Below are 24,248 nucleotides of genomic sequence, written 5' to 3'. Positions count from 1 at the left end.
CATCAATGCCCCGCTGCGGCCTGCCTGTCCACTTCAGCCGCCTCACGCGGATTCGCCGTCAGAAACCGGTCACGGTCGCAGAAATACAGCATCGCAATTTTCTCGGGCATATGAATCAGCCCTCCGGGTTCGTAACACAACCCTTCGGCAACGACCTCGTAGGCCTTGGCGCTATGATCAGGTTCGCCCACGATTCTGCGCGCTGGCGTGTGCTCGAATATGAAATGCGATAGCGTACGAACGATCGGTCGCAAGTAGCCGTTACCATATGCTGAAAGCTCACCAATCAGCAGGTGCCAGCCGAAATCGTCATCGTTCGCCGGGTAGTACCGGGCAAGCCGGTCACGAGCGGCTTCGTATATTTCCGTGTAGCCCACCCATTGCCCATTCACGCCGATCAGATACAACCGCTGATGGTCATCGGCTAGCATTTTTTCAAAGTGGACATTCAATTCACTGATGGGTTTGTTCAGGTGCCAGTGAGGAATGACGTGACCCGAATGCATCCAGCGGCGCAACAGCGGCATATCGTCCGGATAGCGCAACTGACGCAGCCCGATAGCCATTTGCTGATAATCGTCCAGTTCATATTGATCCGGAAGCCGGGAAGAATGGGTATCGAGCATGGTCATGCCTCGTATGCTGGCGAGAGGTGTCAGCGTTCCTGCATCGGTTAAAAGATAAACCGCTAACGAAAACATCGCTGGTTTAGCGGTGACGTTCCTCTTATAAAAATAGTGCAGATTAAAAATAGTGTAGCAATCACCGCCAGCATTTTTAATACCGGCCAGATGCAAAAAAGCCCTCATTGCTGAGGGCTTCTTGTTACTGCATGCGAACCTTAGTGGGCGACTGCTGCTCCTGCTCCACGGGGTACACGAATATCCTCGATCAGGTGCTGGATATGCTCCGGCGGTGCCTTGGTGAATGAAGCGACGGCTACTGCAGCAATGAAGTTGAAGATCATGCCGAGCGTGCCAATGCCTTCTGGTGAAATGCCAAACCACCAGTACGCCGCATTATCCATTTCAGGGCTGATGAACTTGAAGAACACGATGTAGCTGAAGGTGAAGGTCAAACCGACGATCATGCCGGCGATGGCCCCTTCCTTGTTCATCTTCTTGGAGAAGATCCCCATGACGATGACCGGGAAGAACGACGCTGCCGCCAGACCGAAGGCAAACGCCACCACCTGCGCCACGAACGCGGGCGGATAGATGCCGAAGATGCCCGCAATCAGGATTGCCACCCCCGCGGCAATACGTGCGGCCAACAGTTCTTTCTTCTCACTGATATTGGGCATCATGTTGCTTTTGAGCAGGTCATGCGAGACCGAAGTCGAAATCACCAACAGCAGACCCGCCGCCGTGGACAGTGCCGCTGCAAGGCCACCGGCGGCGATCAAGGCTACGACCCAACCAGGCAGCCCGGCGATTTCAGGGTTAGCCAGGACCATGATGTCCCGATCCACATACAACTCGGTTTCTGCCGGGGTAGGCTCGTTGGTCACGATACGCTGGCCGTACTCGCCGGTTTCCCCTGCAAAGTTCGGAGCACCAACGAAGGGAGCGCCAGGGCCGTACTGAACGACGCCATCGTCGTTCTTGTCCTGCCAGGCAACCAAGCCTGCGGTTTCCCAGGTTTCGAACCACTCGGGCAGTTCTGTGTAAGCAGTGTTCGGGACGCTGGTAAGCAGATTGGTACGCGCGAAAGCCGCTACTGCCGGGGCTGTTGTGTATAGAATCGCAATGAATAACAACGCATAACCCGCTGATTTACGGGCATCACGCACGGTCGGAGTAGTGAAGAAGCGAACAATTACGTGCGGCAGGCCGGCGGTACCTACCATCAACGCCATGGTAATAAAGAACACATCGATGGTTGATTTGGTGCCGTCAGTGTATTCATTGAAACCCAGCTCGGTGCCGAGCCCGTTGAGCCTCTCCAGGACCGACATGTCCGTGCCGCTTACTGTGCTACCAAAACCCAGTTGCGGGATGGGGTTGCCGGTAATCAACAGGGAGATATAGATGGCCGGAACCATGTAGGCGAACATCATTACGCAGTACTGCGCCACCTGGGTATAGGTGATGCCCTTCATGCCGCCCAGTACGGCATAGAAGAAGACGATCGCCATGCCGATTATGACGCCGACGTTGATGTCGACCTCAAGGTAGCGTGAGAACACGATACCGACGCCACGCATCTGACCGGCCACATAGGTGAACGAGATAAAAATCACGCAGATAACCGCTACCACACGTGCCGTTTGCGAGTAATAACGCTCGCCAACGAACTCGGGGACGGTGAACTTGCCGAACTTGCGCAGATAGGGAGCCAGGCACATTGCGAGCAGAACATACCCGCCTGTCCAGCCCATCAGGTATACGCTGCCATCGTACCCGGTGAAGGAGATAATACCGGCCATGGAGATGAAGGATGCAGCGGACATCCAGTCCGCGCCCGTTGCCATCCCGTTTGCAATAGGGTGAACGCCTTTGCTGGCGACATAGTACTCGCTGGTGCTGCCGGCCCGGGACCATATGGCGATCCCGATATAGAGCGCAAAGGTCGCGCCGACTACCAGATAGATCAGAGTTTGAGTTTCCATTCATTGGCTCCTGTTTTTATTCTTCGTGGACATCGTATTTACGATCGAGGCGGTTCATCTTCCATACATAAACCCAGATGAGTGCCACGAAGGTATAAATGGAGCCCTGCTGAGCAAACCAGAATCCTAGCGGGAAACCGAAAAACCGGATGGTATCCAGTTCATCTACAAACAGAATGCCGGCGCCGAAGGATACTGCGAACCAGATGACCAGCAGAATGAGCATGAATCGCAGGTTCTCCTTCCAATAGCCGCGCGCTGCGTCTTCTTTAGATAAGGACATAACCATCTCCAATTGTTGTTTTTATTGCATAGTCACGTTAGCACCGCAGCGGCAAACGTCGACTACGACTTTCGTAGGAAGTTATCAGGACTCCGCCCAACAAAACCTTATGTGATCTATCATAAACAATAGATAAATTACTGTTTTTACGCAAAATCCCTCACCACTCCAGCCCATATCACGCTGGTGATGCCAGATTGCCTGCTACTAATGTCTTAGTCATTTTTTGTCGAATGCATCGACAAAAGCGTGGCCTGACCCACGCCGCCTGACCCTGCTGCCCACTACCAATTGTCTGCTTTCACGCCTGGGGGTTTGAAGCTATGTCCTCCCCCCCGCGAACTGGCTTCTGGCGACCGCTTCAGCTTGCTCAGCGTGAAAGCCCCATACGATGGCCAAGCATGACTGGTCACATTTTAGTCGTTTTTCCTGTATAGTCCTTTACACGACGAAGCAATCCAGCCTAAAGCGCTGCTTCTGACCACACCATGCTTTACCTTCAAGCTGCTGAATTAGAACAATAATAACCCTCGCCAGAGGCGTCACCAGCAGCCGCTTCATTGTTAGAGGAGATAACTTATATGAGAGTCGCCATCATCGGTGCCGGCCCAAGCGGGCTCGCTCAACTACGTGCATTCCAATCAGCCCAGCAACAAGGCTGCGAGATCCCGGAACTCGTCTGCTATGAAAAACAGGCTGACTGGGGCGGACTATGGAATTACAGCTGGCGCACCGGCCTCGATCAGCACGGTGAACCCGTGCACGGCAGCATGTACCGTTATCTTTGGTCAAACGGACCGAAGGAATGTCTGGAGTTTGCCGATTACACCTTCGAAGAACACTTCGGCAAGCCCATTGCCTCCTACCCTCCCCGTGAAGTGCTGTGGGATTACATCAAGGGGCGTGTCGAAAAAGCCGACGTGCGCAAATACATTCGCTTCAACTGCCCGGTTCGCCAGATAACCTACAGCGAAGAAACCGAGCAATTCACAGTAGTAGCGCATGACCACGAAGCCGATGTGGTGACAACCGAAATCTATGATCATGTGATTGTCGCGTCAGGGCATTTTTCCACACCCAACGTGCCGGAGTTTGAAGGCTTCGAGCGTTTCAACGGTCGTATACTGCATGCCCACGACTTCCGTGACGCGCTTGAGTTTCGCGGCCTGGACGTTCTGTTGGTAGGCAGCAGCTATTCCGCCGAGGACATCGGTTCACAGTGCTACAAGTACGGCGCGCGTAGCATCACCACCAGCTATCGCACCCGCCCGATGGGTTTTGAATTTCCAGACAACTGGGAAGAAAAGCCGCTATTGCTCAGAGTCGATGGCAATACCGCTTACTTCAAGGACGGAACATCCAGGCGAATCGATGCAATTGTTCTCTGCACCGGCTATTTGCACCATTTCCCGTTTCTGGACGAGTCGCTGCGACTGAAGACCAATAACCGCCTGTGGCCGCTAGACCTGTACCAGGGTGCGGTATGGGAGAACAATCCGAAGCTGTTCTATCTCGGCATGCAGGATCAGTGGTACACCTTCAATATGTTCGACGCGCAGGCCTGGTATGTGCGGGACGTTCTCCTCGGTCGAATCGCACTGCCGGATCAGACGGCGATGCGCCAGGATAGTCAGGCGTGGCGCGAGCGTGAAGAAGCGCTCGATACCGACGAAAGCATGATCGAATTCCAGGGTGACTACGTACGCACGCTGATCGACCAGACTGACTACCCAAGCTTTGATATCGACGGTGTAAACAAGACCTTCCTGGTGTGGGAGGAGCACAAGCACGAGAACATCATGACCTTCCGTGACTACTCCTACCGTTCACTGATGACCGGCACCATGGCGCCGCGGCACCATACACGTTGGCTGGAGGCGATGGATGATTCCCTGGAGGCCTATCTTGCGGAACCGGAAAAACGCAGCACCACGTCTTCTACCCGCGAGTCTGTCAAAACAGTCTGAGGTCAGGCTAGCGACTTGATTATCTGACCAGTGCTGCTGAGCTCTGCAGCAAGCCCGCCTTGTGCGGGCTTGCTGCGTTATGGGTTGTGCAATCCAGCACAAGCATCCAGATGCACACGTATGCCTGCAAAGCTATTCAGCATCTCAGCGAATCTATCTCGCGTATAGGTACACCCATATCCCGCCAGTGGGCCGGGTGACAGCTGAACAACAGAATCTGATGACGCTGGGCTGCGTCGAACAGGATGCGCTTCATTTGAGCAAAGCGTTGCGCGTCACTGTGTACCAGCGCATCGTCGAGAATAATCAACGTCGGGCGCCCTGCTTCCTTTAACAGGTCTGCGTAGGCGAGCCGACTGATCAACCCCATCTGTTCACGCGCGCCGAAACTGAGCAGATCAAAATCTCCGCGTTCCTGACCCGCACGCACCAACTGCCCCGGCACCAGATCCTCATCGACCTCCAGCGTCGCCTGCGCAAACAACAGCTGCAAATAGTGGTTCAGATGTTTTTGAAGAGGCGCCTGAAGTTGCCGGGTAAGCGCCTGCCGCTTGCTGTGTAGCAGGCTAGCCAAGAGGCTGAGCGCTCCGGCACGCTGCTCGAACTGCTGCATCCGGCGACGCTGCGACGCATACTCCGCAGCGGTCTTGCCCCGGCGCTCTTCCAGCCCGTCGGCATCCTGCGCCTGGAGCTGACTCTGCAGGCGGATGATCTCTTCCTTGCGCTGTTGGTTTGTCAACTGAAGCTGAGCCGCACTGGCCTGAAAGCGTTTGATATCCTGCTGCAGGATATCCGGTCTAGCGGTCTCGATAAGCTTGGCGCGATTATCGAGGCCCTGTTCAAGCTGGGCCTGTTCATGGCGCAGCACAGTAAGTGTTTCGTTACAGTCGCGCTCTTGTTGCTGGCGCTGCGGACTGGCCAGACGCGCCTCAAGCTGGCGACATTCGTGCTCGGCGGTGTGCAGTGCCTGTTGGCACTGAATCAGCCTTTCCTGTAGTTGACGCTCGGCCAGTTCGGCTTCGCGCAGCGCAACGGATGCTTGCTCCAGTTGCTGTTCAGCCACGTCAGGCTGGATTACATCGGTTGTGAGATCGCCTGCAGGCTGTGCCAGCAACTCCGTTTCGACCTGCCGTACCTGCTCGCGCAGCAACGCCAACTCCTGCTGCAGGGTTCCGACGCCTTGGGGCGCATGGAGTCCCAGCATACGTTCATTGCCGTTGATTTCAGTGCGCAGCGCTCGGGTCTGTTCGACCCGCTGCACCGCCTGAGCGATATTGTCCAGCTGCGCTGCGTCAAGCTCGGCGGCCAACTGCTCACGCGCCCGATCAAGCTGGCGCGCCAGCTCATTGAGATCCTGGCCGCCAGGTGCGATTGTCAGTTTTCCAATGCCCTTGATATGCAGCTCGGTCTTCTGCAACAGGCGCCGCTCACCCTTCCCGCTCAGCACCTCACCATCGAGTATTAACCGGGGCTCCGCATCGAGATCGAATTCCAGTACCGTAGCGATGCTTTGCTGGCGTATCTCCAGATCGCGCAGCGCGTTGGCGAGTTGCTGCAGCCTTTCAAGTTTCTTGTCACCCAGCTGCACCGCCGCGAGTTCGCGTTTTTGGTTCTGAAGCGTGGCATCCAGCGCTGTAGCCTGGTCGAAGGCGGAAGTCAGCTTCACCAACTGGTTACTGAGAGTTTGCCGTTTGAGTTCGAGCCCGCGACGCTGCGCCTGTTGCCGGCTGGCCCGATCAACAGCGCGAGCCAGGTCGTAGGCGGTAGTTGCCTGCTTCAGCGCCTCTCGGGTGCTCAGCTGCTGTTCAGCGAGTTCCTCCGCCTGCTGATGAAGTACATCGCGCGTGCTTTTGCGCTCCGCCAACTCATCAGCTTGTGTCTGGAAGCCGTGCAGTTGCTCGATCACTACTTGCATGTGGTGGCGGCATTTGAGCAATGCTTGCTCGTCTGCGCTTTGCAGCTCTCCTAGCTGCTGGACCTGTGCATATTTTGCCTCCGCCTCAGCTTGCTGAGCACGTAGTGCTTCCCAGGGACGCTCGACATCATCCAGCGCCTGCTGGGCGGTCAATTCGCTCAGGCGATCGACCTGTAACTGATAGCGGCTCACGCTCTCATCCAGATCCCCCAGTGTCTGAGATAGCGTTTCTACCTGTTCCAGTGCCTCCCGATAACGGCCACGGGGCTTGCCGGTTCGAGTCAACAATTCTCCCAGTTCGCCCTCCACATGGCTGAGCACTTCGTCACCGCTGCTACTGGTGACTTCGCCCAGAGTTGCACCGAGCACGGACTTCAGGTGGTCACCGGCAAACTCCACAGCTGATCGCAGCTCATGACCGCTGCCCTGTTCAATCCATAACAGCCCAGGGATGCCCCAGTACTCCGACTTGCTGGCGCCCCGCCCGGGGAACTGAAAGCCAAGCATGGCGGCCAGACGATCTTCAGCTTCGTCGCCGGACAGAATTTCTTCTCCGATGCTGAGATCGCAGCGTTTACGCGCCAGGAAGCGCTTCTTTAACCGGAACGCCTCACCGGCATGTTCAAATTCAAGCTCGATTTCAGGGGCGGCGCCGGAATCGCCCCACGGGCGCAAATCATCAACACTGCTGGAACGATGCCGCTCAAAGAACGCCGCGCGGATGGCGGCGGCGATCGTGCTCTTGCCCGATTCATTTGGGCCGCAAAAAAGGTTCAACCCTGGGTCGAGCTTTCTGATTTCAACGGCCTGCCGGAACTGGCGAAACTGGTTGATGCGCAGATAGCCCAGCTTCATTGCGCTCCCCCTTCGCTCTGTCGGTCACGCAACAGTCCGGAAAGAATCACCAGCGCCTCCCTGGCCGTACCTGCTGCGTCGCCCTGTTGCGCCTGACGCAACTCTTCAATCACTTCCCCGAGGTAGCCGTCAGCATGTAACCCGGCAATGTCGGCCTCGGTGGGATACAACCGAAGCTCCTGCAGATCATATTCGAGATACCGGTGGAACGCCTCGGCCCTGCTCAGCGCCTGATGCAGACGTTGCTCTCCCGCCAAATCCAGGTGACCGGACAAGGCGATACTGAGTACGGATGGCTGAACCAGTTGTTGTAACTGCTCGATAAACAGATCCAGATCCGAAGGCAGATCGAGTTGCTGATGCCACTGCAGCCATGGGAACTGACCGATAGCAACCGCTGTTACCTGCGGTTCGCTGCCGGAACGCTCAATGCTGACATCCAGTAGCTGACCGGCCCCGTTGCTTTTGAAGCGATCCTGCTCAGGCGTACCGCTATACCAGGTGCGCGCATCGATACGCTTGCAGCCATGCCAGTCTCCCAGCGCCAGATAGTCGAGATTGGCACGCTCGGCCCGATCCGGCGCGATAGGGTTTGGCGAGTCGATATCCTCAGCCAGAATGCCCTGGACGCTACCATGTGCGATGCCGATACGCAGGAGCCCTGGTGGCGTCTCGGCATGCTCGAACCATTCGGTGAGGTCAATATAGGTATGCCGCTGCGTGAGCGGAGCTGCCAGAATCGCCAGGTGCTGCTCAGCAAAAACCAGCACACCCGGCTGCAGCGCAACGTGCACATTATCGGGAATCGCCTCGAGCCGCTCGGCGCGGGTCCAGACACTTTCGGCCAGCGCGGCGTCGTGATTGCCCGGAATCATTATCCAGAGCCCTGCATAGCCTTGCATGGCCATGAACAGACGGCGGATGGTCCGGTCCGAAACCGTTTGCGCATCAAACACATCGCCGGCAACCAGTACTGCATCGACTCCCTGCTCATTGGCCAGGCGCGCGATACGCTCCACCGTATTGATCCGCGTTTCTGCAAGAACAGGCCCGTCTTCCGGGCCAAAACGCTCATATTGTCGGCCGATCTGCCAATCGGCGGTGTGCAGAAAACGCGGCATCAGATGTCCTTGAGGTCTTACTATCCAGCAACGCGGCGTCCGGCAAGCAGATAGTGATGGATGGGTCTCAGGCTGGCTGAAGCGTCGCCATATCGATTACAAATCGGTATTTGACGTCGCTCTTCAGCATGCGCTCGTAAGCTTCGTTAATCTGTTCCATCGAGATCATCTCGATGTTCGAGACGATACCGTGTTCGGCACAGAAATCGAGCATCTCCTGCGTTTCGGCAATGCCGCCAATCAGTGAGCCGGCAAGTCGGCGCCGACGGAATATCAGGCCAAAGACGTCTGGCGAGGGGTGTGGCGTAGCAGGCGCGCCTACCAGCGTCATGGTCGCATCACGCTTGAGCAAGGCCATGAAGGCATCGAGATTGTGCGGCGCGGCAACCGTGTTGAGGATGAAGTCGAAACTATCGCGATGCGCGTCCATTTCGTCCTGGTTTTTCGACACCACCACTTCGCTCGCACCCAGACGCAGCGCATCCTGCTTTTTGTCCGGCGAGGTAGTAAAGAGTACTACCCTTGCCCCCATTGCGTTGGCGATTTTAACTGCCATGTGGCCAAGGCCGCCGAGCCCGACTACGCCAACTTTCTGACCCGGCCCTACTTTCCACTGACGCAGCGGCGAGTAGGTGGTAATGCCTGCGCAGAGTAACGGTGCCACAGCAGCCAGATTCTCTGTGTGGCTGATGCGCAGGACGAATTTCTCGTCGACTACAATCTTGCTGGAGTAACCGCCATAGGTGTTCTCGCCGCCGGCAACCGGGCCGTTATAGGTACCGGTGAAGCCGTTCTCGCAATATTGCTCCAGACCATCGGAACAGGACGCGCAGGACTGGCAACTGTCGACCATACAGCCTACGCCAGCAATGTCCCCGACCTTGAAGCGACCGACCTGCGAGCCAACCGCCGATACACGGCCGACGATTTCGTGGCCTGGTACGGACGGATAAAGCGTGTTGTTCCACTCGTTGCGTGCGGTGTGCAGGTCCGAGTGGCAGACGCCGCAATAGAGGATATCGATCTGAACATCCTGAGGGCCAGGCGTACGGCGTTCGAAACGAAAAGGCGCCAGCGGCGTATCGGCATTTGTCGCGGCATAGCCAAGTGCATCAGTCATGGGGTATCTCCTGCAGAAAGGTGAGACAGCGCGTTGTGTCATATCTCGACTCAGGGCATGGCTTGCAGTTCCGCGCACGGACTTCCATCGCCATCTGATGCTATATGGAAAGCCGCAATCGGGACCTGCATTTCCATGAGCGTATTAAAGTCGCCTTGCTTGCATGCTGTAGTGCCGCATTCAGCTTTACGGCGCTTCTTCGTCCAACGCTGCCAGCGCGTCGGCGTTGTTCTTGAACGCTTTGGCGAAGATATCCCGGCGCTTTGCCATGTAGAGACTCGCCTCCTCAGCCTGCTGTTCTGATAATGAGGGAACGGCTTTAAGCAAAACGTCGCCCAACGCTTCGGCCAGTTCCAGCATTTTATCGTGACGGTCGGCTTCGGCTTTATCCATGAATAGCTGCTCCGGGTCTCTACTGCTTCGATACACAATTTCAACGGCCATGCTTCACCTCAGGCTGTACGTGAGTCCTTTTGTACCGGGATCAGGCAAACACTGTCCGCGATCTCGGCCGGGACATTGTACTGTATAGGCATACAGCATCATAGAGGGGCAGCCGCATCTGCCAGGCTCAAGGCCCGGCAGCTACATGGTTATAGCGAGGAGAGACTTGCTGAGGCTACGAGCAGACCGGGCCGGCTGGTTTGACAGGCGCTGTCTGACGACCAGCGATAGGAGCACTGAGTATCTTGTATACGTCACTCCACATCGCCTGGGACTGTTTTTTCAGCGCGTCGGAACGCAACATCAGGCGGACTGAAAGCTCCTGAGAGCGCTGTTTATCGGTCAAATATTCCAGCACGTAGTTCAGTTCTTCGTCGGACATGCTGATATCCAGGATACCGGGCTCGAATCCATAATCCGCAAACAGCATCTGATATTTGTGGCTCCATCCTGTGGCAAGCGACGGGACGCCCTGTGACAGGGCGCTGACCAGGCCGTGGAATCGGCTACCGACCGTGCCCCGACAGGCACCCAGGATACCTTTGATGGCAAGCGGATTGGCTTCTATGACGACCGGGATTCCGCCCACAGCCTGAGAGACCTCGCGGGCCAGGTTCAGGTCATCCTCGCCTTCATGAACGAGCATGAAAGGCCTGGCGCCCTTGTCGAGCAGCATCTTAGCGGCGCGTTTCAGGAAGGGCACATAGCCCTTGGCTACCGCTTCGCTGGTCTTGTCCATCATCCGATAGTTCGGAACGATGGCGATCTGGTGGGTCGCGGGATCGAAATAGTCGGGCACCGTGCCTTCCAAAAGGTTGGTGAAATCCGGGCACATCTTGATCTTGTCCTGCTCGCCGACGATGTCGGTGAGATACTTGTAGGAGACCGGTTCGCGGGCAAAGATCAAGTCACAGTTGCCGACGAATTCCTTTACCGCAGCCTTGCTCCGGTCATCCCGAAAGGGGCCGAACGCCTGGGGCATGAGGATGACCTTGGTGCCGCGCTTTTTCCAACGACGGCTGGCACGGGCGAGCTCTTCAGACAGTTCGGCGCCCCACTGATCGGTATAGGCGAAACCCGCTGCATCCAGGACCACGTCAATTTCACTGTCCAGCACTACGCCATACATTTCACGCAGACGGGACGGAACGAAGGCAGCCAGATCACCGAAAGGAATGTTTTTACGCCACAGCCACGCCTTCTGGTACAGGCCAAGCTCGGCTCGGCCACGGTAAGGATAGGGACCGGTTTCTCGGCTCGGTTCCATGACGAGCCTGGCGTTGGGGCAATTACGGCGAAGTTGTTGCACCACTGCATGCAGCATCAGCTCGGCGCCCTTGTTTACAAACCCGGCCTTTCGGATTTCGATATTCATACTAACCTCGCCTCAATTCTTTGATCGTCTCGGGCACGCTGATGAACACATGAAACATCATGCTCTTGCTCATCATCACGAACAACGCCCGAGTCTTGCTGGACAGCAGCAGGCTGAAATAACCTGCTATGGAATAGGAAATCAACGTAGCAACCGCTGCCCCGGCTACGCCATGACTTCCTATTAAAAAGTAATTCAAAACAATATTGCTGATCGCGCCTAGCCCCTGGGTAAGCAGAGAAAATATGAAGACTTCTTCCATGATGATCCATTTGCTGAACAAGGCCCGCATGAAGACGAATATTGATGCGAATATATGTACTGACAGCACTTGGGCTGCAGCGGAGTACGCATCGCCATACAGCAGATCAATTACCCAGTCGGAAAGCAGAAACACGACGACCGACAAACAGAAGGCTGAAAGAAACAGCAGATCGAAGATAACCTGCATCAGTTTTTTGTATTTCTCTTTATTGTGATCCCGAACGTCAATTATCTTCGGGAAGATGGAAGCCATCAATACTGTCGGAATGAGGTACCAGGCTTCAGATAATTTGGAAGCCGCCGCATATTGACCCACCGCATTGTCACCCAACATATACTGCAACATGATCTGATCTACTTTGAGGTAGATCACAGCAGACAGCGAACCCAGAAAAATAAGAAAGCTCTTGCCAAGCAATTCCTTGCTCAGGGACCAGGAGAAATCGAAGCGGAAGGAGCGCTTCAGTGCCAGGGCATAGATAACCAGAATCAGCGAGGTCAACATGATAATGACCACATGCGCGGCGGCGATCCATACCAGCCCCAATCCCGCGACAGCGAGGATGATCTTGAGTCCGTTTCCGCCCAGCTGGCCAACTGCGCCGGCGATCGCGGCATATTTCGCCTTGACCCGCGCCTGAAACCAGTCGATCAACACTTCAAAGGGTGTGAAAAACAGCGCCAGGCCAATCAGGGCCAACACCAGAAAATCGCGGTCCTCGCCAATGAACCAGGTACCGATCAATATCGCATAGGCGATGAAGGATGCGGCCACCTTGGTCATGAATACTGACGAGAGGATGCGGTCTTCCTGATCAGGTCTTACCCGCAACTCCTTGACCACCAGACCGGTGAGACCGAGGTGGCAAACAATTGTCAGCAAAGCCACCAGGGATAGTGCGTAATTAAGGTATCCAAAATCACCCGGGCCCAGGTAGCGTGCCAGCACGACGGTCGCAGTGAGGCCAACGGCCAGCATCAGGATCTTTTCGCCGAGCATCCAACCGGAATTGGAAAGGTAGCGCCTGAACTCCTGTAACTTGAGTTCCTTCATTCGCCGTGGGCGCCAAGACTGCTATACACGCGCGCCTCGTCGAGGGAAAGCTTCTGTGAATAAGGCACCAGACCTTCTTCTGCAGCGTAGCCAACAGAAATGAACATCACGATGCGCTCATCCGGCTCAAGGTGAAGCAGTTTGGTGGCAGCATCTTCCCGCTCGGGGATGTCCGGCCAGTTGATCGAACAGGAAGCGACTCCCTGGGTTTCCAGCGCAAACATGAATGACATCGCGGCCAACGCACCGTCGATATATATAACGTGCCGGTCACGCACGTGCGGGTAAGCGCGAAGCCGCCCCACCACCGCAACCATTGCCGGAAAGTTATGGCTGAACCCGGCCACGCCCATAGGCAGCTCTGAGACCTGCGCAACAGAGCCCGGGTCATCAAAGATCATGAATTTGTACGGCTGCCGGTTGCAGGCGCTGGGGGATTGAACAGCCATGGCCACAGCGTTGTCGATGATATCGCGGGGTACCGGGCGGTCCTGATACCAGCGCACCGATCGGCGACGCATGCACAGCTCGGTAAACGACTGAAAGTCCACCGGTGGCGCCTGCATATAAGCAGCAAAGGGTACCCTTTCCGAATCAGGATGCCGCAGACTTGAGGCGCAGGAGTACGGTGAAGGTAGTTCTCGGAAGGCAGCGCGAGCAGCATCGATATCCGGATGATTGCCTGTGGTCTCGAAATACGTCTTGAGCACGTCGTGCGCCCAACTGACTTCATCACGATCCACGGTCCCGGCCAGTGAATCCCGATAGGAATCGACTGTCTGCCTGATGTAGTCAACCGCAAACACATCGCGGCGAGGCTGCATGATCAGTCCTTTCTCGATGCGGTGGACGGCGCGCCTGAGGAAGTAATTGACCGACTCAGCGCCCGACTGATTCTCTTCATGCTGAAGATGACCACCCACCACCGCACGCGCCTCGCGATCAAACGCATCGGAGAAAAAGGCATAATGAAAGCGCCGCAATACAGCTGAGCGAGACAACGCACGTAGCCAGGCGAGCGAAAGTTTTCCTTGATACTGCTTCATACTACGAATGCTTTCAGGCCGCAGCACTTTCTTCAGGGCTACTTTCAGCTTTTCCATTTTTTAACTGCACCATGATTAGTTGATATGCTGCGAACCCCAGACCATGAAGTCTATTTGATGTCACCAAAACATCAAGCTTCGCCAACAAACTTGCCACTTGGCTATCGTTATGATTTCAATGACTAAACTTTAAAGGTATATCGCCGATATGACTTTCCAGAGGGCGCGAAGTTTAGTCGGATCCAGGCATTTTTACAATTTGTATACTCTGTCACATTTTGCGCAGAAATAACGGAAAGCAATGCTTGCTCCTCTCTAGCGAGTTTGCTAAAGAGCGTGCTGACTATGTCTGGTGAACCCAGAAGAAGTGTCGCAGCTTCCTCAGCTTTAGCCAAGTAAAGCCGGGCTAGAGCCCTGCCGGCCTGGATAACGGCCATGACCAGCGATACCGGAAATGGCAACAACTATGCTCGCTGCGCCTTACGGCGTGACACTTCCAACCGCTTACCGGCTCCGAAGGAGTAGCGGGTGCCATCCAGGATGACCGTGTGAGGCCCTGCCCAGTCATCCGGCGCCGCCAGCCTCACGCGATCGTGGGTGATCTCGAGTTCCAGCCAATGCCCTCTGAACCGCAGACGTAACCGCATGGACGAGACCTCTTCGGGCAGGCCGACATCGAGCGAAAGGATATCATCGTGAACCTCCAGTCCGGTCTGGCCGCGCTGGACCAGATCCACTGTGCCTGCCATGGCGCCTAGATGTATTCCCTCAGCAGTCGTACCGCCCTGAACGTCAGCAACATCACTTTCCAGTGCCTCGTTCAGTAATGCCCAGGAATGACGGCGGTCTCGTCGCGCCAGGACCCATGAGGAAACGATTCGACTGAGCGTCGACCCATGGGAGGTGCGCTTTTCGTAATATTCGATGCTGCGCGTTTTCCACCCGTCATCCAGTTGATACCCAAGCTGCACAAAAAGGTTATCCAGCTCATGCGCCGAGAACAGGTAGAGCAACATCAATACATCTGCCTGCTTGGATGCCTTGTAACGATTGACTGTATCGCCCTCCGCTTCCAGCAAACGATCCAGGCGATGTATATCGCCGTACTTCGTTCGATATCCATCCCAGTCGAACTCTTCGAGTTGCTCATAGCCTTCAAACTGGCTGATGACTCCATCATCGTGGAATGGCACAAAGAGCTTGCGACTGATGTCATCCCAGCGATCAGGCTCGGCTGATGACAAGCTTAACGCGGCGCAGAGTTCGTTCTGACACTCTGTACCCACTATCCGGTATGCATCGACTGCGCGCTGCAACAGCCACGCAACCATCACATTGGTATAGGCGTTATTGTCCAGCCCAGGCTCGTCCCGCCATGGATACTGATCGTGGAACTCATCCGGCCCCATTACCCCGCGGATATCGTAGCGCTGGCGTTCCGGATTCCAGGTCACGGCACTGGCCCAGAACCGTGCTATCTCAAACAGCATTTCAGCACCGAAAAAACCCATGAATTCCCGGTCACCGGTAACTTCGTAATAGCGCCAGACGTTGTAGGCTACTGCAGCATTGACATGCCGCTGAAGATAAGTGTGATCTTCGATCCAGCGACCGGACTTGGGATTCAGATGCACCAGCTGGCTTTCTTCGCGGCCATCACTTCCGCTCTGCCACGGGTACATGGCGCCCTTGAATCCGGCTTTAGCGGCTAGCCGGCGCGCTTCATCGAGACGGCGATAACGATAGCGCAGCAATGCGCGGGTTATTTCGGGTATACGAGAGTTGATAAAGGGAAAAATGAACAATTCATCCCAGAAGATATGCCCGCGATACGCTTCGCCATGCAACCCCCGCGCGGGCACGCCAACATCCAGATCGATCGTGTGTAACGAAGCTGTTTGCAGGAGGTGAAATATATGCAGCCGCAGAATCATTTGCGCGCGTTCGGTGCCCTCCAACATCACATCGCAGCGATGCCAAAGTCGCGACCAGGCGCCGGAATGCGATTCAAGCAACTCGGCGAAACGGCCAGATCGCTTGATAGCCTGGCGGGCGGCCAGGGCTGGTTCCGAGATTGCGTTGTCCCGGGAAGTATAAAGCCCGACCACTTTTTCTATCCGGGTTGCCACGCCGCGCTGCGCGTCAAAGCCCAAGGTCTGACCGACATAATCGTCCTCGATAACCAGGCCGCGAGCTACATTCAACCGTTGGCCTTGCCGGTACGCTTCGGTGCGTGCGGCCTGAGCGATACGCAAGCGCGACTGACTGGTTTCGCTCACCAGTTCAATTGCTTCGTCGCCCGCCGACCTCGCAGCCAGAGTGACCAGGTGCGTGCTGGAAAGCTGGCTATAACGCGTTACGCCGGCATTGATGACACGGCCGTCCAGCGCCGAGCAAACCGTCATCCGGCCGCTCCAGTTTTCCGGAGTAATATCCCAGCTCAGCGCGGCCAGGTGGGGATCACTCATGTGTACCAGGCGTCGCGTAACGAGTGTGGTTTCCCTTCCATCACGATCGCGGAACCGCAGGTCGCGTTCCAATACGCCGTTCTTCAGATCAAGCTTCTGCTTGTAGCTCAGCACGTCCACCGCAAGGAGATTGAACCAGTCGCCACCCTCGGGCCGGAAACTCAGACACAGCCAGTTAGGCATGTTGACCAGGTCTTCGTTGACGATTTCTCGTCCAGCTATTTCAGTGGCCAGACGATTGTAGCCGCCGGCAAGATAGGTGCCGGGATAATGCATGTCTCCCGCCTCAGCCTCCTCTGCCGCGCCGCGCGTTGCAAAGTAGCCGTTGCCCAGCGTGCACAGCGCTTCACGAAGGCCCTCCTGGGCCGGTTCGAAGCAGTGATATTCCAGCGACCAGGTAGCCATCAGGATGGCTCCCGAAGCTGTGTGAGTCTGGACAGGAATCCCGCAACAGCGCGTGTATCAACAAGACGATAATGCGCAGCCGTAACACAGGGTTCGGCGGCGACCAGAATGCCAATACCGTTTCGCTCCCGCAACGCGATAAAGGCGTCTTCGTCGGTCTCGTCATCGCCCAGGTAGATCGGTATTACCTGGCCGGGGCGGTCAAGATCAAGTGCGTCCAGCAGCCAGCCCAGTGCCTTACCTTTATCCCAGGCCAGGCTTGGTCGTAGCTCGAATATTTTCTTGCCGCCAGCCCGGCGCAACACCGGAGCGACTTGCGCAATCGCCGCATCGACTGCTGCACTGACGGTTTCGACGTTCACATCCGCAACCAGCCGATAATGCACGGCTATGGCGTAGCGCTTGCGTTCTACCAACGCACCATCAATCGGCGCGAGCTTGTCTCGCAGATGTTTTTCGGCCAGATCCAGCGCAGGAATAACACCTTCGGCCTGCCTGTTTTCCATGCGTAAGCCGTTAGGGCCTTTGATATCGAAGCCGTGGCTCCCAGCGTATATCAGGTTTTCAAGGCCAACCAATTGCTCTACATCCTGGCGGTCACGGCCGCTGATAATCGCTACGGTGTGCCGCTCGGCCAACTGGACCAGCGTTGCGCGGGTCGCGTCGCTCAGGACAGCCAGCTCGGGGCGGTCAACGATCGGCGTGAGGGTTCCATCGTAATCAAGGAAGATGGCCGGCTTCGCGCGTTCCAGCCGCTTGGCGATATCGCTGAACTTTGCCAGGGCATCGGGCAGAGACGATTCGATACATGTGCCCGACAGAACGACCTCCTCCAGATCATCTACAACTTCATGTGCGCCACATTCGAGGAGTTGGTCGCGCAACGTACCGCTGCGGTCTATACCGATAACCAGACGGTAACCCGCGTCGCGCGCTGATCGAACGCCGGACAGCGCATCTTCGACACCAAGCGCTTGCTGCGGCGGCACGCCCAATAATTCAATCGCTTTCTCGAAGATATCCGGATGCGGCTTGCCCTTGAGCCCAAGACGGGTCGATTCCACGCCATCCACTCGCGCGTCGAACAGATCGCATAATCCGGTCTTTTCCAGTATGACCAGGGCGTTCTCGCTCGACGTGACAAGGGCGGTTTTCAGACCGCGTTCGCGGAATTTGCGGATAAGCGCAACCGTGGTGTCGAATATCTCGATCTCGCCTTGCTCGAGGAGCTTTTTGAACAACATATTCTTGCGGTTCCCGAGACCACAAATGGTTTCCTCGTCAGGCGAATCTTCAGGCGTACCGTACGGCAGCCCTATGCAACGGGATTCGAGAAAGCTTGTGACGCCTTGATAGCGGGGCTTGCCATCGACGTAGCGAAGGTAATCGGTGTGAACATCGAAGGGCAGAAAAGGATCGCCCCCCTGCGCGGCCCTCTCGAAAAGATAGGAGTCGAACAATGCCTTCCAGGCAGCGCTATGGACTGTGGCGGTTCGTGTAACCACCCCGTCCAGGTCAAATACAGCGGCACGGAATGCTGCGGTTTCGATGGTAACCATACTCGCCCCCTGACTTGGCAGCTGGCATCAATAGGTGCCAATGGAGTGTAGTCGTTCCGAGCAATCTTACTATCGAATGGCCGGCTGGTCGCGGCGGTTTCGCCAATGCTCGTCCGCGATCCTTAGCCCATTATTCAGCGGTCATTCCCTGCGTCTGTAGGCGCCACAGGGTATCGAACTCACCAGCCAGGTTGCGCAACTCCTGGGGCGAGCCATCCTCCACAAGCTGTCCGTTCTTGAGCACAATGATCCGGTCGAAGGCGCCCAAGGTAGAAAGCCGGTGGGCCACAGCAATCACGGTACGGTTCTGCACCAGATTATTGAGTGCGACCTGAATCTCCGCTTCCGACTGGGTATCCAGCGCCGAGGTTGCCTCATCCAGGACCAGGATCGGGGCATTCTTGAGAAATGCCCGGGCAATCCCGAGACGCTGCCGCTGCCCCCCGGAAAGCATCACCCCCCTCTCTCCTACCTGCGTGTCATAACCCTGGGGAAGCTCACGGATAAACTCGTCGCAGAATGCCTGACGCGCAGCTTCGAAAACTTCGCCGTCAGTGGCATCGGGGCGGCCATAGCGAATGTTCTCGCGAATACTGCGGTTGAACAACGCGGTCTCCTGCGGAACAACGGCGATTTTCTCACGCAGGCTGTCCTGGCTAACGCTGCGTATATCCTGCCCGTCAATGAGGATGCGTCCGCTCTGCACGTCGTCCTGGCGCTGGATGAGGTTGATCAGTGTGGATTTACCGGCCCCGGAAGGTCCGACGATTCCCACTTTCTGGTCCGGGTTGATAAGCAGGCTGAAACCATCGAATACCCGACGGTTTCCAGGATAGCTGAAGCTTATGTTATCGAACTGGATTTCGCCTTCCGCTAACGCCAGAGGGGCGGCCGGGTCTTTGAGCCCATGGGGTTGCACAATGATGCGCAAAGTGTCATCGATCGCCCCGATCTGCTGCGTGGTATCAACCAACGCCAAAGCCAGATCACGCGAGCCATGCAGTATCCGAAAAGTCAGCGCGCTGACTAGCACCACATCGCCCGCGGTAACCTGGCCCGACGACCATAGCGATATGGCCCAGATCAACATCCCGCCAGCCATTACCGCAAGGCATATGTCATGTAGAACGCGGGCCTTTTCGAGATACATCCAGCTTCGGCGCTGAGCCCGGGCTTCATAGCCAATCTCCGCAGCCAGACGCTCGCTTTCCCTGTCTCGGGCCGAAAAGGCCTTGATCGTCCAGACGTTGGACACGGCATCAACCAGTTCCCCGCCCACTCGCGCAGCTTGCGCCGCGAACCGCTGATGCTTGGCGCGCCCCTGGATTCCGAAGCCAGTGATCAACGCAGCGACAATGGCGACAAATAGAACGAGTGCTACAGCCATGCGCCAGTCCACCGTAAACAGCAATACCACGGCGCCGAGAAAATCGACTATTGGAGGTATGATTTTCCACGCAAGCCCGCCGTAAATCGCTCCTGCCGAGGCGCCGAGCGCCGAAATACGGTTCCCCAGCGACCCGGCAAAATGCTCGTGAAAATATCGCATCGGGTGTCCGGTGAGATGCTTGAACAGATCTACCCGAATATCCACGACACTAGCGATGACGGCGCGACACCCGAGCCAGCCGCCTAACCGCCAGAGTACGTTTTCGATAACTATCAGACTCAGAAACAATGTCAGAGGAAACCACACCGAGGCAGTCGCCCGGTTACCTTCCGCCATCGCATCAACCAGCAGTTTCATCCCGTACTGTACGGCAACAGCGCACCCAGCCGCCCCCACAATCAGTAAAAACAATCCTCCGAAATGCCACGGCCGCTGGACGATGTAGTGCCAGAGGAATGCCACCGGCCGATTGGGTAATGTGGGCTCGGAAATCGTGGCTGGGCTTTCGAAACTATTCATGGCCGAGGCTGGTTAATATGGCCGGCACGAGTAAGGGATCGAAGCGCGCCTGCTGGGTTTTTAACCCTTCTGCCAGACCCTGATGTATCGGGCGCTTGCCATCAGCGTCCGGAAAGCCGAAAAGGCCCACCGGACAGTGACGTTCGTCCGTCCAACCCGGATAATCCACTATGGGATACAGGCAGATTCCTTCAACAGGAACGCCGTGCTGCATGGCCAGCCAGACCTGCTCGCCAACATAGCGCAACCAGTCTCCACGCAAGTCCCCTTCTGCGCCGGTCTCCGCCACTAGCAGCGGCCGTTTGTAGCGGTGATATATCTCGCTCAGGATGCCCCTCAACGGACGATAATCGGGGCTGCCCCGCTCAATCACCGGTCCGTTGAGATACCACTGATTATCGGAGTAATAATTGACCCCGATGATATCCAGATAGTGCGGCGCGCCGCCCAGTCCAGGCCATAGTTCACCGCAAAGCATATCCCACACCTGGAACTGGGAGAGGCGGAAGTTCTCCGCGTCGCGCACCGGACCAGGACGGTCATTCGAAGCGATGACATGAATTGCAGGGTCGACCTGAACAAAACGTGCGCGAGGATCGACCGCGCGTATCGCGTCCATAGCTGCGATAGTTGCTCTGATTAACTGGTGTTTAAGTTCAAAGCCGCGCCCGCGGGCCATCGGATTGAAATAGGCTTCGTCTCCCCCCGCCCATGACCAAAAGGAGATTTCGTTGAGCGGCGAGTAGTACGGTACCGCGTCAGACTCGTCTTTCACCAGCTTCGCAACAGAAGCAGCGTAGCGTGCAAAGCGCTCGACAAATTCTGGTCGCCAGATATCGATGTGATCCGGCCAGCCGTAGTGGCAGAGATCCCAGATCACCTGCGTCCCCTGACGCTCCGCTGCCCTTAACATGGGTAAAAAACTGGACCAGTCGTATCGCCCGGTCGAGGATTCAATGAGGTGCCAGCGCAGACCGTCGCGCACGCTGTTAATGCCGAACTGATGTAACAGCGCATAATCCTGCGAAGCCCATTGTTCGTGCCCGGTGGCATCCAGCATGTCGAGACGTCGGCCATCACTGCGCCTGTGGTTCGAGCATTCGAACCCGCCCAGTAAAAAACTTTCGAACAGACTTGGCTGGTGCATGGGCATTTCCTCTAGCTTCCCTGCCGAGCCGTACTGGGACGCGGAGCCGTAGTGTCGCCCACGGCCGTTCCTGCGTCAGTTCTCTCTTCGATACGCTTGTAAAGCGCCAAAGCCTGGCCCACTACCTGATCCATGTTGTAGTACTTGTAAGTTCCGAGCCGCCCCAGGAAAGTCACGTTGGCAACCGTATCAGCGAGCGTCTGATAACGCCTGTAAAGTTCGGCATTCTGTGGCCGGGGCACCGGGTAGTACGGGTCACCATCGTCCGATGGAAATTCATAGGAGATACTGGTCTTGCGGTGAACCTGACCCGTCAGATGCTTGTACTCGCTGATGCGCGTATAAGGAACGCTTTCGTCCGGATAATTCACAACTGCGACCGGTTGAAAATGCTCCTGGTCCAGCGTCCGATGTTCGAATTTCAGCGATCGGTAAGGTAATTTGCCGAACCTATAATCAAAAAACTCGTCGATCGGGCCGCAATATATCAAGTGATCAAAGGCGACTTCGTCCCGAATCTCGCAATAATCGGTGTTCAGCATTATCTTGATGTTCGGATGATTCAGCATGGCCTCGAACATTCTGGTATAGCCATGCTTCGGCATCTGCTGAAAGGTGTCGTTGAAATAGCGGTCGTCCGTATTGGTACGCGTTGGCACTCGGGAAGTCACCATTCTATCGAGCTGCGACGGGTCCAGGCCCCACTGTTTGCGAGTATAACCGCAGAAGAATTTTTGATATAACTCGCGCCCGATCTGGCTTATAACGACGTCTTCGCTTGTTTTGATATCCTGGACAGGCTCAGCTTTTGAAGAGAGAAACTCGGCGGCCTCGGCATCGCTTGCCAGGTTCAGTTCATACAGTTTGTTTAAAGTCGTTCTATTAATCGGTATGGGTAGCAACTGCTCATCTACCTGCGCAAGAACCCGGTGCTCATAGGATCGCCATTGGGTAAATCGGGAAAGATAATCCACTATCCGCCGGGAATTGGTGTGGAAGATATGTGGGCCGTAGCGGTGGATCAATACCCCCGCATCGTCGTAGAAATCATATGCATTTCCGCCAATATGCGGCCGTCTGTCGACAACCAGCACACGCTTATTCAATCCTGCAGCGAGGCGCTCGGCGATAACGCTGCCAGCAAAACCAGCGCCAACTACGAGGTAATCGAAGCTGGCGGCCCGGTTAGGCTTAAGCTCCTTGAGATTCAGCGTTTGGGAACTGGAGCCACCAGAAAGGGGGCTGGAAACATCATCGAGTGCTCTTATATCTCGCATTTAATTTTCTCCATCATCAGCTCCCAGGTGTGGTCCCAGGACATATCCCCCAATACAGCGTCGGCAGCGTCACAGAGTTTTTCTGGGTCGCTTGCGATCACCAACGCCTTTTGCACCGACTCGACAAAGCGGTCCGGGGAGTCTGCGATGTACACAACCTCCGTATCTCCGTATGTACGGACCACATCCTTGATGGGCGTGGACACCACCGGACAACCGCCGGCCAGAAATTCCGGCGTTTTCGTTGGGCTGATGAAACGAGTAGATTCGTTCAACGCGAATGGCATGATGGCCACGTCCCAACCTGCCAGATACTCAGGCAATTCGTCGTAGGTTTTGGCGCCTAGATAATGAAGATTGGACCGCTGCGGGAGGCTGGCTGGATCAATCTTGACCACAGGCCCTACCAGCACGATGTGCCATTCCGGACGAAGATCTGCAATTTTCTCCACCAAATCGATATCCAGCCGCTCGTCAATGACGCCATAGAATCCAAGACGTGGCCGTGGAATATCAGCCTGATCGAAGGGTTCAGTTTGAATATGCCGCGCAGAAGAGAAATGAGCGATGTCCACGCTGCTTGGGAACGCATGTACGTTGCTGTGGAAATCCCGTTTAGCCTCCCACAAGCTGTAGCCGCCAGTAAAAACCAGATCCGCGCGTCGCAACAATTCCTGTTCGCGCTGGATCATTTCAAGCGGTGCACCGCGGAATGCCGAAAGCTCATCCATGCAATCATAAATCGTCAGCCGAGGACGCAGCCCATCGGTGATATTCAATGCCATCGGGGTATAGAACCACAGGACTGGTTCCTCCACACCTAGCCTGGAAAGATAGTCTTCAAGAAGGTCACGTTGCAGGCGTTGAACCACCGTTTCTGTGCAACCGCGAGGAAGATGCGGCACCAACACCTGGACGCCCTTTTCTTCCGGCCGCACTTCCAGCCAGGCCTGTATGTCATCCGTTACCATTGGTTCTTCAAAAAAAAGGACATTGAAGTCATGGGCGAATCGACACATCAGATGTTGCGGACGCTGGTAGACGAAGTTCCACCGCAGATGGGACATAACCAGAAGAGTGGGTAAATCGTTGGTAAATGGCAGGCCAGTAGCGGTCAGGCCCGAATTGCGAGATTTACCGATATTGGTTTGGTAGGGACCTGCCCAACTCATATTGCACCCTCGATCAACGATCAGCCGGTGCCTACCGGATCCACTATCCAGGCGCACGGCGCTAAGAAGTCAGCGCAGCCATGCGCAGATAGGTAGACCCGATGAGATAAGAAGTACTTGTCCCAGTCGCGACAACACATCAACAGCTCTGTGGGAAGCAACACCCATACCACGGGCGCCTAGCTTATTGACGCAGCGAACAGGAATCGGTTCCCTGGCGTTGAAAGGTTTCGAATCAGGCTAGCAAGGGCCGATT

At 56.0% G+C, this 24,248-nt stretch carries 17 protein-coding genes; 1 reads left to right on the top strand and 16 read right to left on the bottom strand.

What is annotated here, in order from left to right; all coding sequences use genetic code 11:
- Positions 1 to 2: 2 nt before the first annotated feature.
- From G3M63_RS14340 to G3M63_RS14330, 3 genes are read right to left on the bottom strand one after another with little or no spacing between them, the layout of a single operon-like run.
- Positions 3 to 809 carry a GNAT family N-acetyltransferase gene (locus G3M63_RS14340; RefSeq protein WP_256669832.1) on the bottom strand — a complete coding sequence of 269 codons (807 nt, stop codon included), beginning with the start codon at positions 807 to 809 and terminating at the stop codon, positions 3 to 5.
- Positions 810 to 841: 32 nt separating this feature from the next.
- Positions 842 to 2,611, bottom strand: a complete 1,770-nt coding sequence (locus tag G3M63_RS14335; RefSeq protein ID WP_150301651.1) for a sodium:solute symporter family protein — start codon at positions 2,609 to 2,611, stop codon at positions 842 to 844.
- Positions 2,612 to 2,627: 16 nt separating this feature from the next.
- Positions 2,628 to 2,894 carry a DUF4212 domain-containing protein gene (locus tag G3M63_RS14330; protein ID WP_150301652.1) on the bottom strand — a complete coding sequence of 89 codons (267 nt, stop codon included), beginning with the start codon at positions 2,892 to 2,894 and terminating at the stop codon, positions 2,628 to 2,630.
- Between the two features lie 581 nt (positions 2,895 to 3,475).
- Between G3M63_RS14330 and G3M63_RS14325 the strand changes: the two genes are divergently transcribed.
- Positions 3,476 to 4,861 carry an NAD(P)-binding domain-containing protein gene (locus G3M63_RS14325; protein ID WP_163983566.1) on the top strand — a complete coding sequence of 462 codons (1,386 nt, stop codon included), beginning with the start codon at positions 3,476 to 3,478 and terminating at the stop codon, positions 4,859 to 4,861.
- A gap of 136 nt (positions 4,862 to 4,997) precedes the next feature.
- On the opposite strand, the gene G3M63_RS14320 is transcribed toward G3M63_RS14325, so the two are convergent.
- The 13 genes from G3M63_RS14320 to G3M63_RS14265 all read right to left on the bottom strand — a co-directional run bounded on the left by G3M63_RS14320 (position 4,998) and on the right by G3M63_RS14265 (position 23,992).
- A complete protein-coding gene (locus tag G3M63_RS14320; protein ID WP_163983565.1) occupies positions 4,998 to 7,631 on the bottom strand; it encodes an AAA family ATPase in 2,634 nt (877 codons plus the stop codon).
- Positions 7,628 to 8,752 carry a DNA repair exonuclease gene (locus G3M63_RS14315; protein ID WP_163983564.1) on the bottom strand — a complete coding sequence of 375 codons (1,125 nt, stop codon included), beginning with the start codon at positions 8,750 to 8,752 and terminating at the stop codon, positions 7,628 to 7,630. The genes G3M63_RS14320 and G3M63_RS14315 overlap by 4 nt, the downstream gene beginning before the upstream one ends.
- Before the next feature lie 67 nt (positions 8,753 to 8,819).
- The gene (locus G3M63_RS14310; RefSeq protein ID WP_163983563.1) at positions 8,820 to 9,872 is read right to left on the bottom strand and encodes an NAD(P)-dependent alcohol dehydrogenase; all 1,053 of its coding nucleotides are present in this window, start codon (positions 9,870 to 9,872) and stop codon (positions 8,820 to 8,822) included.
- Between the two features lie 186 nt (positions 9,873 to 10,058).
- The gene (locus tag G3M63_RS14305; RefSeq protein WP_150301657.1) at positions 10,059 to 10,316 is read right to left on the bottom strand and encodes a YebG family protein; all 258 of its coding nucleotides are present in this window, start codon (positions 10,314 to 10,316) and stop codon (positions 10,059 to 10,061) included.
- A 175-nt stretch (positions 10,317 to 10,491) separates the two neighbouring features.
- Entirely contained in the window at positions 10,492 to 11,691 is a 1,200-nt protein-coding gene (locus tag G3M63_RS14300) for a polysaccharide pyruvyl transferase family protein (protein ID WP_163983562.1), read from the bottom strand.
- Position 11,692: 1 nt separating this feature from the next.
- Complete coding sequence (locus G3M63_RS14295) at positions 11,693 to 13,009, bottom strand: flippase (RefSeq protein WP_163983561.1); 1,317 nt, start codon at positions 13,007 to 13,009, stop codon at positions 11,693 to 11,695.
- Entirely contained in the window at positions 13,006 to 14,112 is a 1,107-nt protein-coding gene (locus G3M63_RS14290) for a nitroreductase family protein (RefSeq protein WP_150301660.1), read from the bottom strand. Before G3M63_RS14290 ends, G3M63_RS14295 begins: the two co-directional genes overlap by 4 nt.
- A gap of 407 nt (positions 14,113 to 14,519) precedes the next feature.
- On the bottom strand, positions 14,520 to 16,928 hold the full coding sequence (locus G3M63_RS19415; RefSeq protein WP_178100993.1) for a glycoside hydrolase family 65 protein: 2,409 nt from the start codon (positions 16,926 to 16,928) through the stop codon (positions 14,520 to 14,522).
- Complete coding sequence (otsB, locus tag G3M63_RS19410; RefSeq protein ID WP_178100991.1) at positions 16,928 to 18,487, bottom strand: trehalose-phosphatase; 1,560 nt, start codon at positions 18,485 to 18,487, stop codon at positions 16,928 to 16,930. The genes G3M63_RS19415 and otsB overlap by 1 nt, the downstream gene beginning before the upstream one ends.
- Positions 18,488 to 18,617: 130 nt before the next feature.
- On the bottom strand, positions 18,618 to 20,396 hold the full coding sequence (locus tag G3M63_RS14280; RefSeq protein ID WP_163983560.1) for an ABC transporter ATP-binding protein: 1,779 nt from the start codon (positions 20,394 to 20,396) through the stop codon (positions 18,618 to 18,620).
- Entirely contained in the window at positions 20,389 to 21,543 is a 1,155-nt protein-coding gene (locus G3M63_RS14275) for a beta-glucosidase (protein WP_150301662.1), read from the bottom strand. Before G3M63_RS14275 ends, G3M63_RS14280 begins: the two co-directional genes overlap by 8 nt.
- 11 nt (positions 21,544 to 21,554) lie before the next feature.
- Positions 21,555 to 22,820, bottom strand: a complete 1,266-nt coding sequence (gene glf / locus G3M63_RS14270; protein WP_150301663.1) for a UDP-galactopyranose mutase — start codon at positions 22,818 to 22,820, stop codon at positions 21,555 to 21,557.
- Positions 22,808 to 23,992, bottom strand: a complete 1,185-nt coding sequence (locus tag G3M63_RS14265) for a glycosyltransferase family 1 protein (protein ID WP_163983559.1) — start codon at positions 23,990 to 23,992, stop codon at positions 22,808 to 22,810. The genes glf and G3M63_RS14265 overlap by 13 nt, the downstream gene beginning before the upstream one ends.
- Between the last annotated feature and the right edge of the window lie 256 nt (positions 23,993 to 24,248).

Source organism: Pseudomonas sp. OIL-1, from assembly GCF_010669185.1.
Classification (GTDB): Bacteria; Pseudomonadota; Gammaproteobacteria; order Pseudomonadales; family Pseudomonadaceae; genus Halopseudomonas; species Halopseudomonas profundi.
This window is presented reverse-complemented; position numbering and strand designations above follow the sequence as displayed.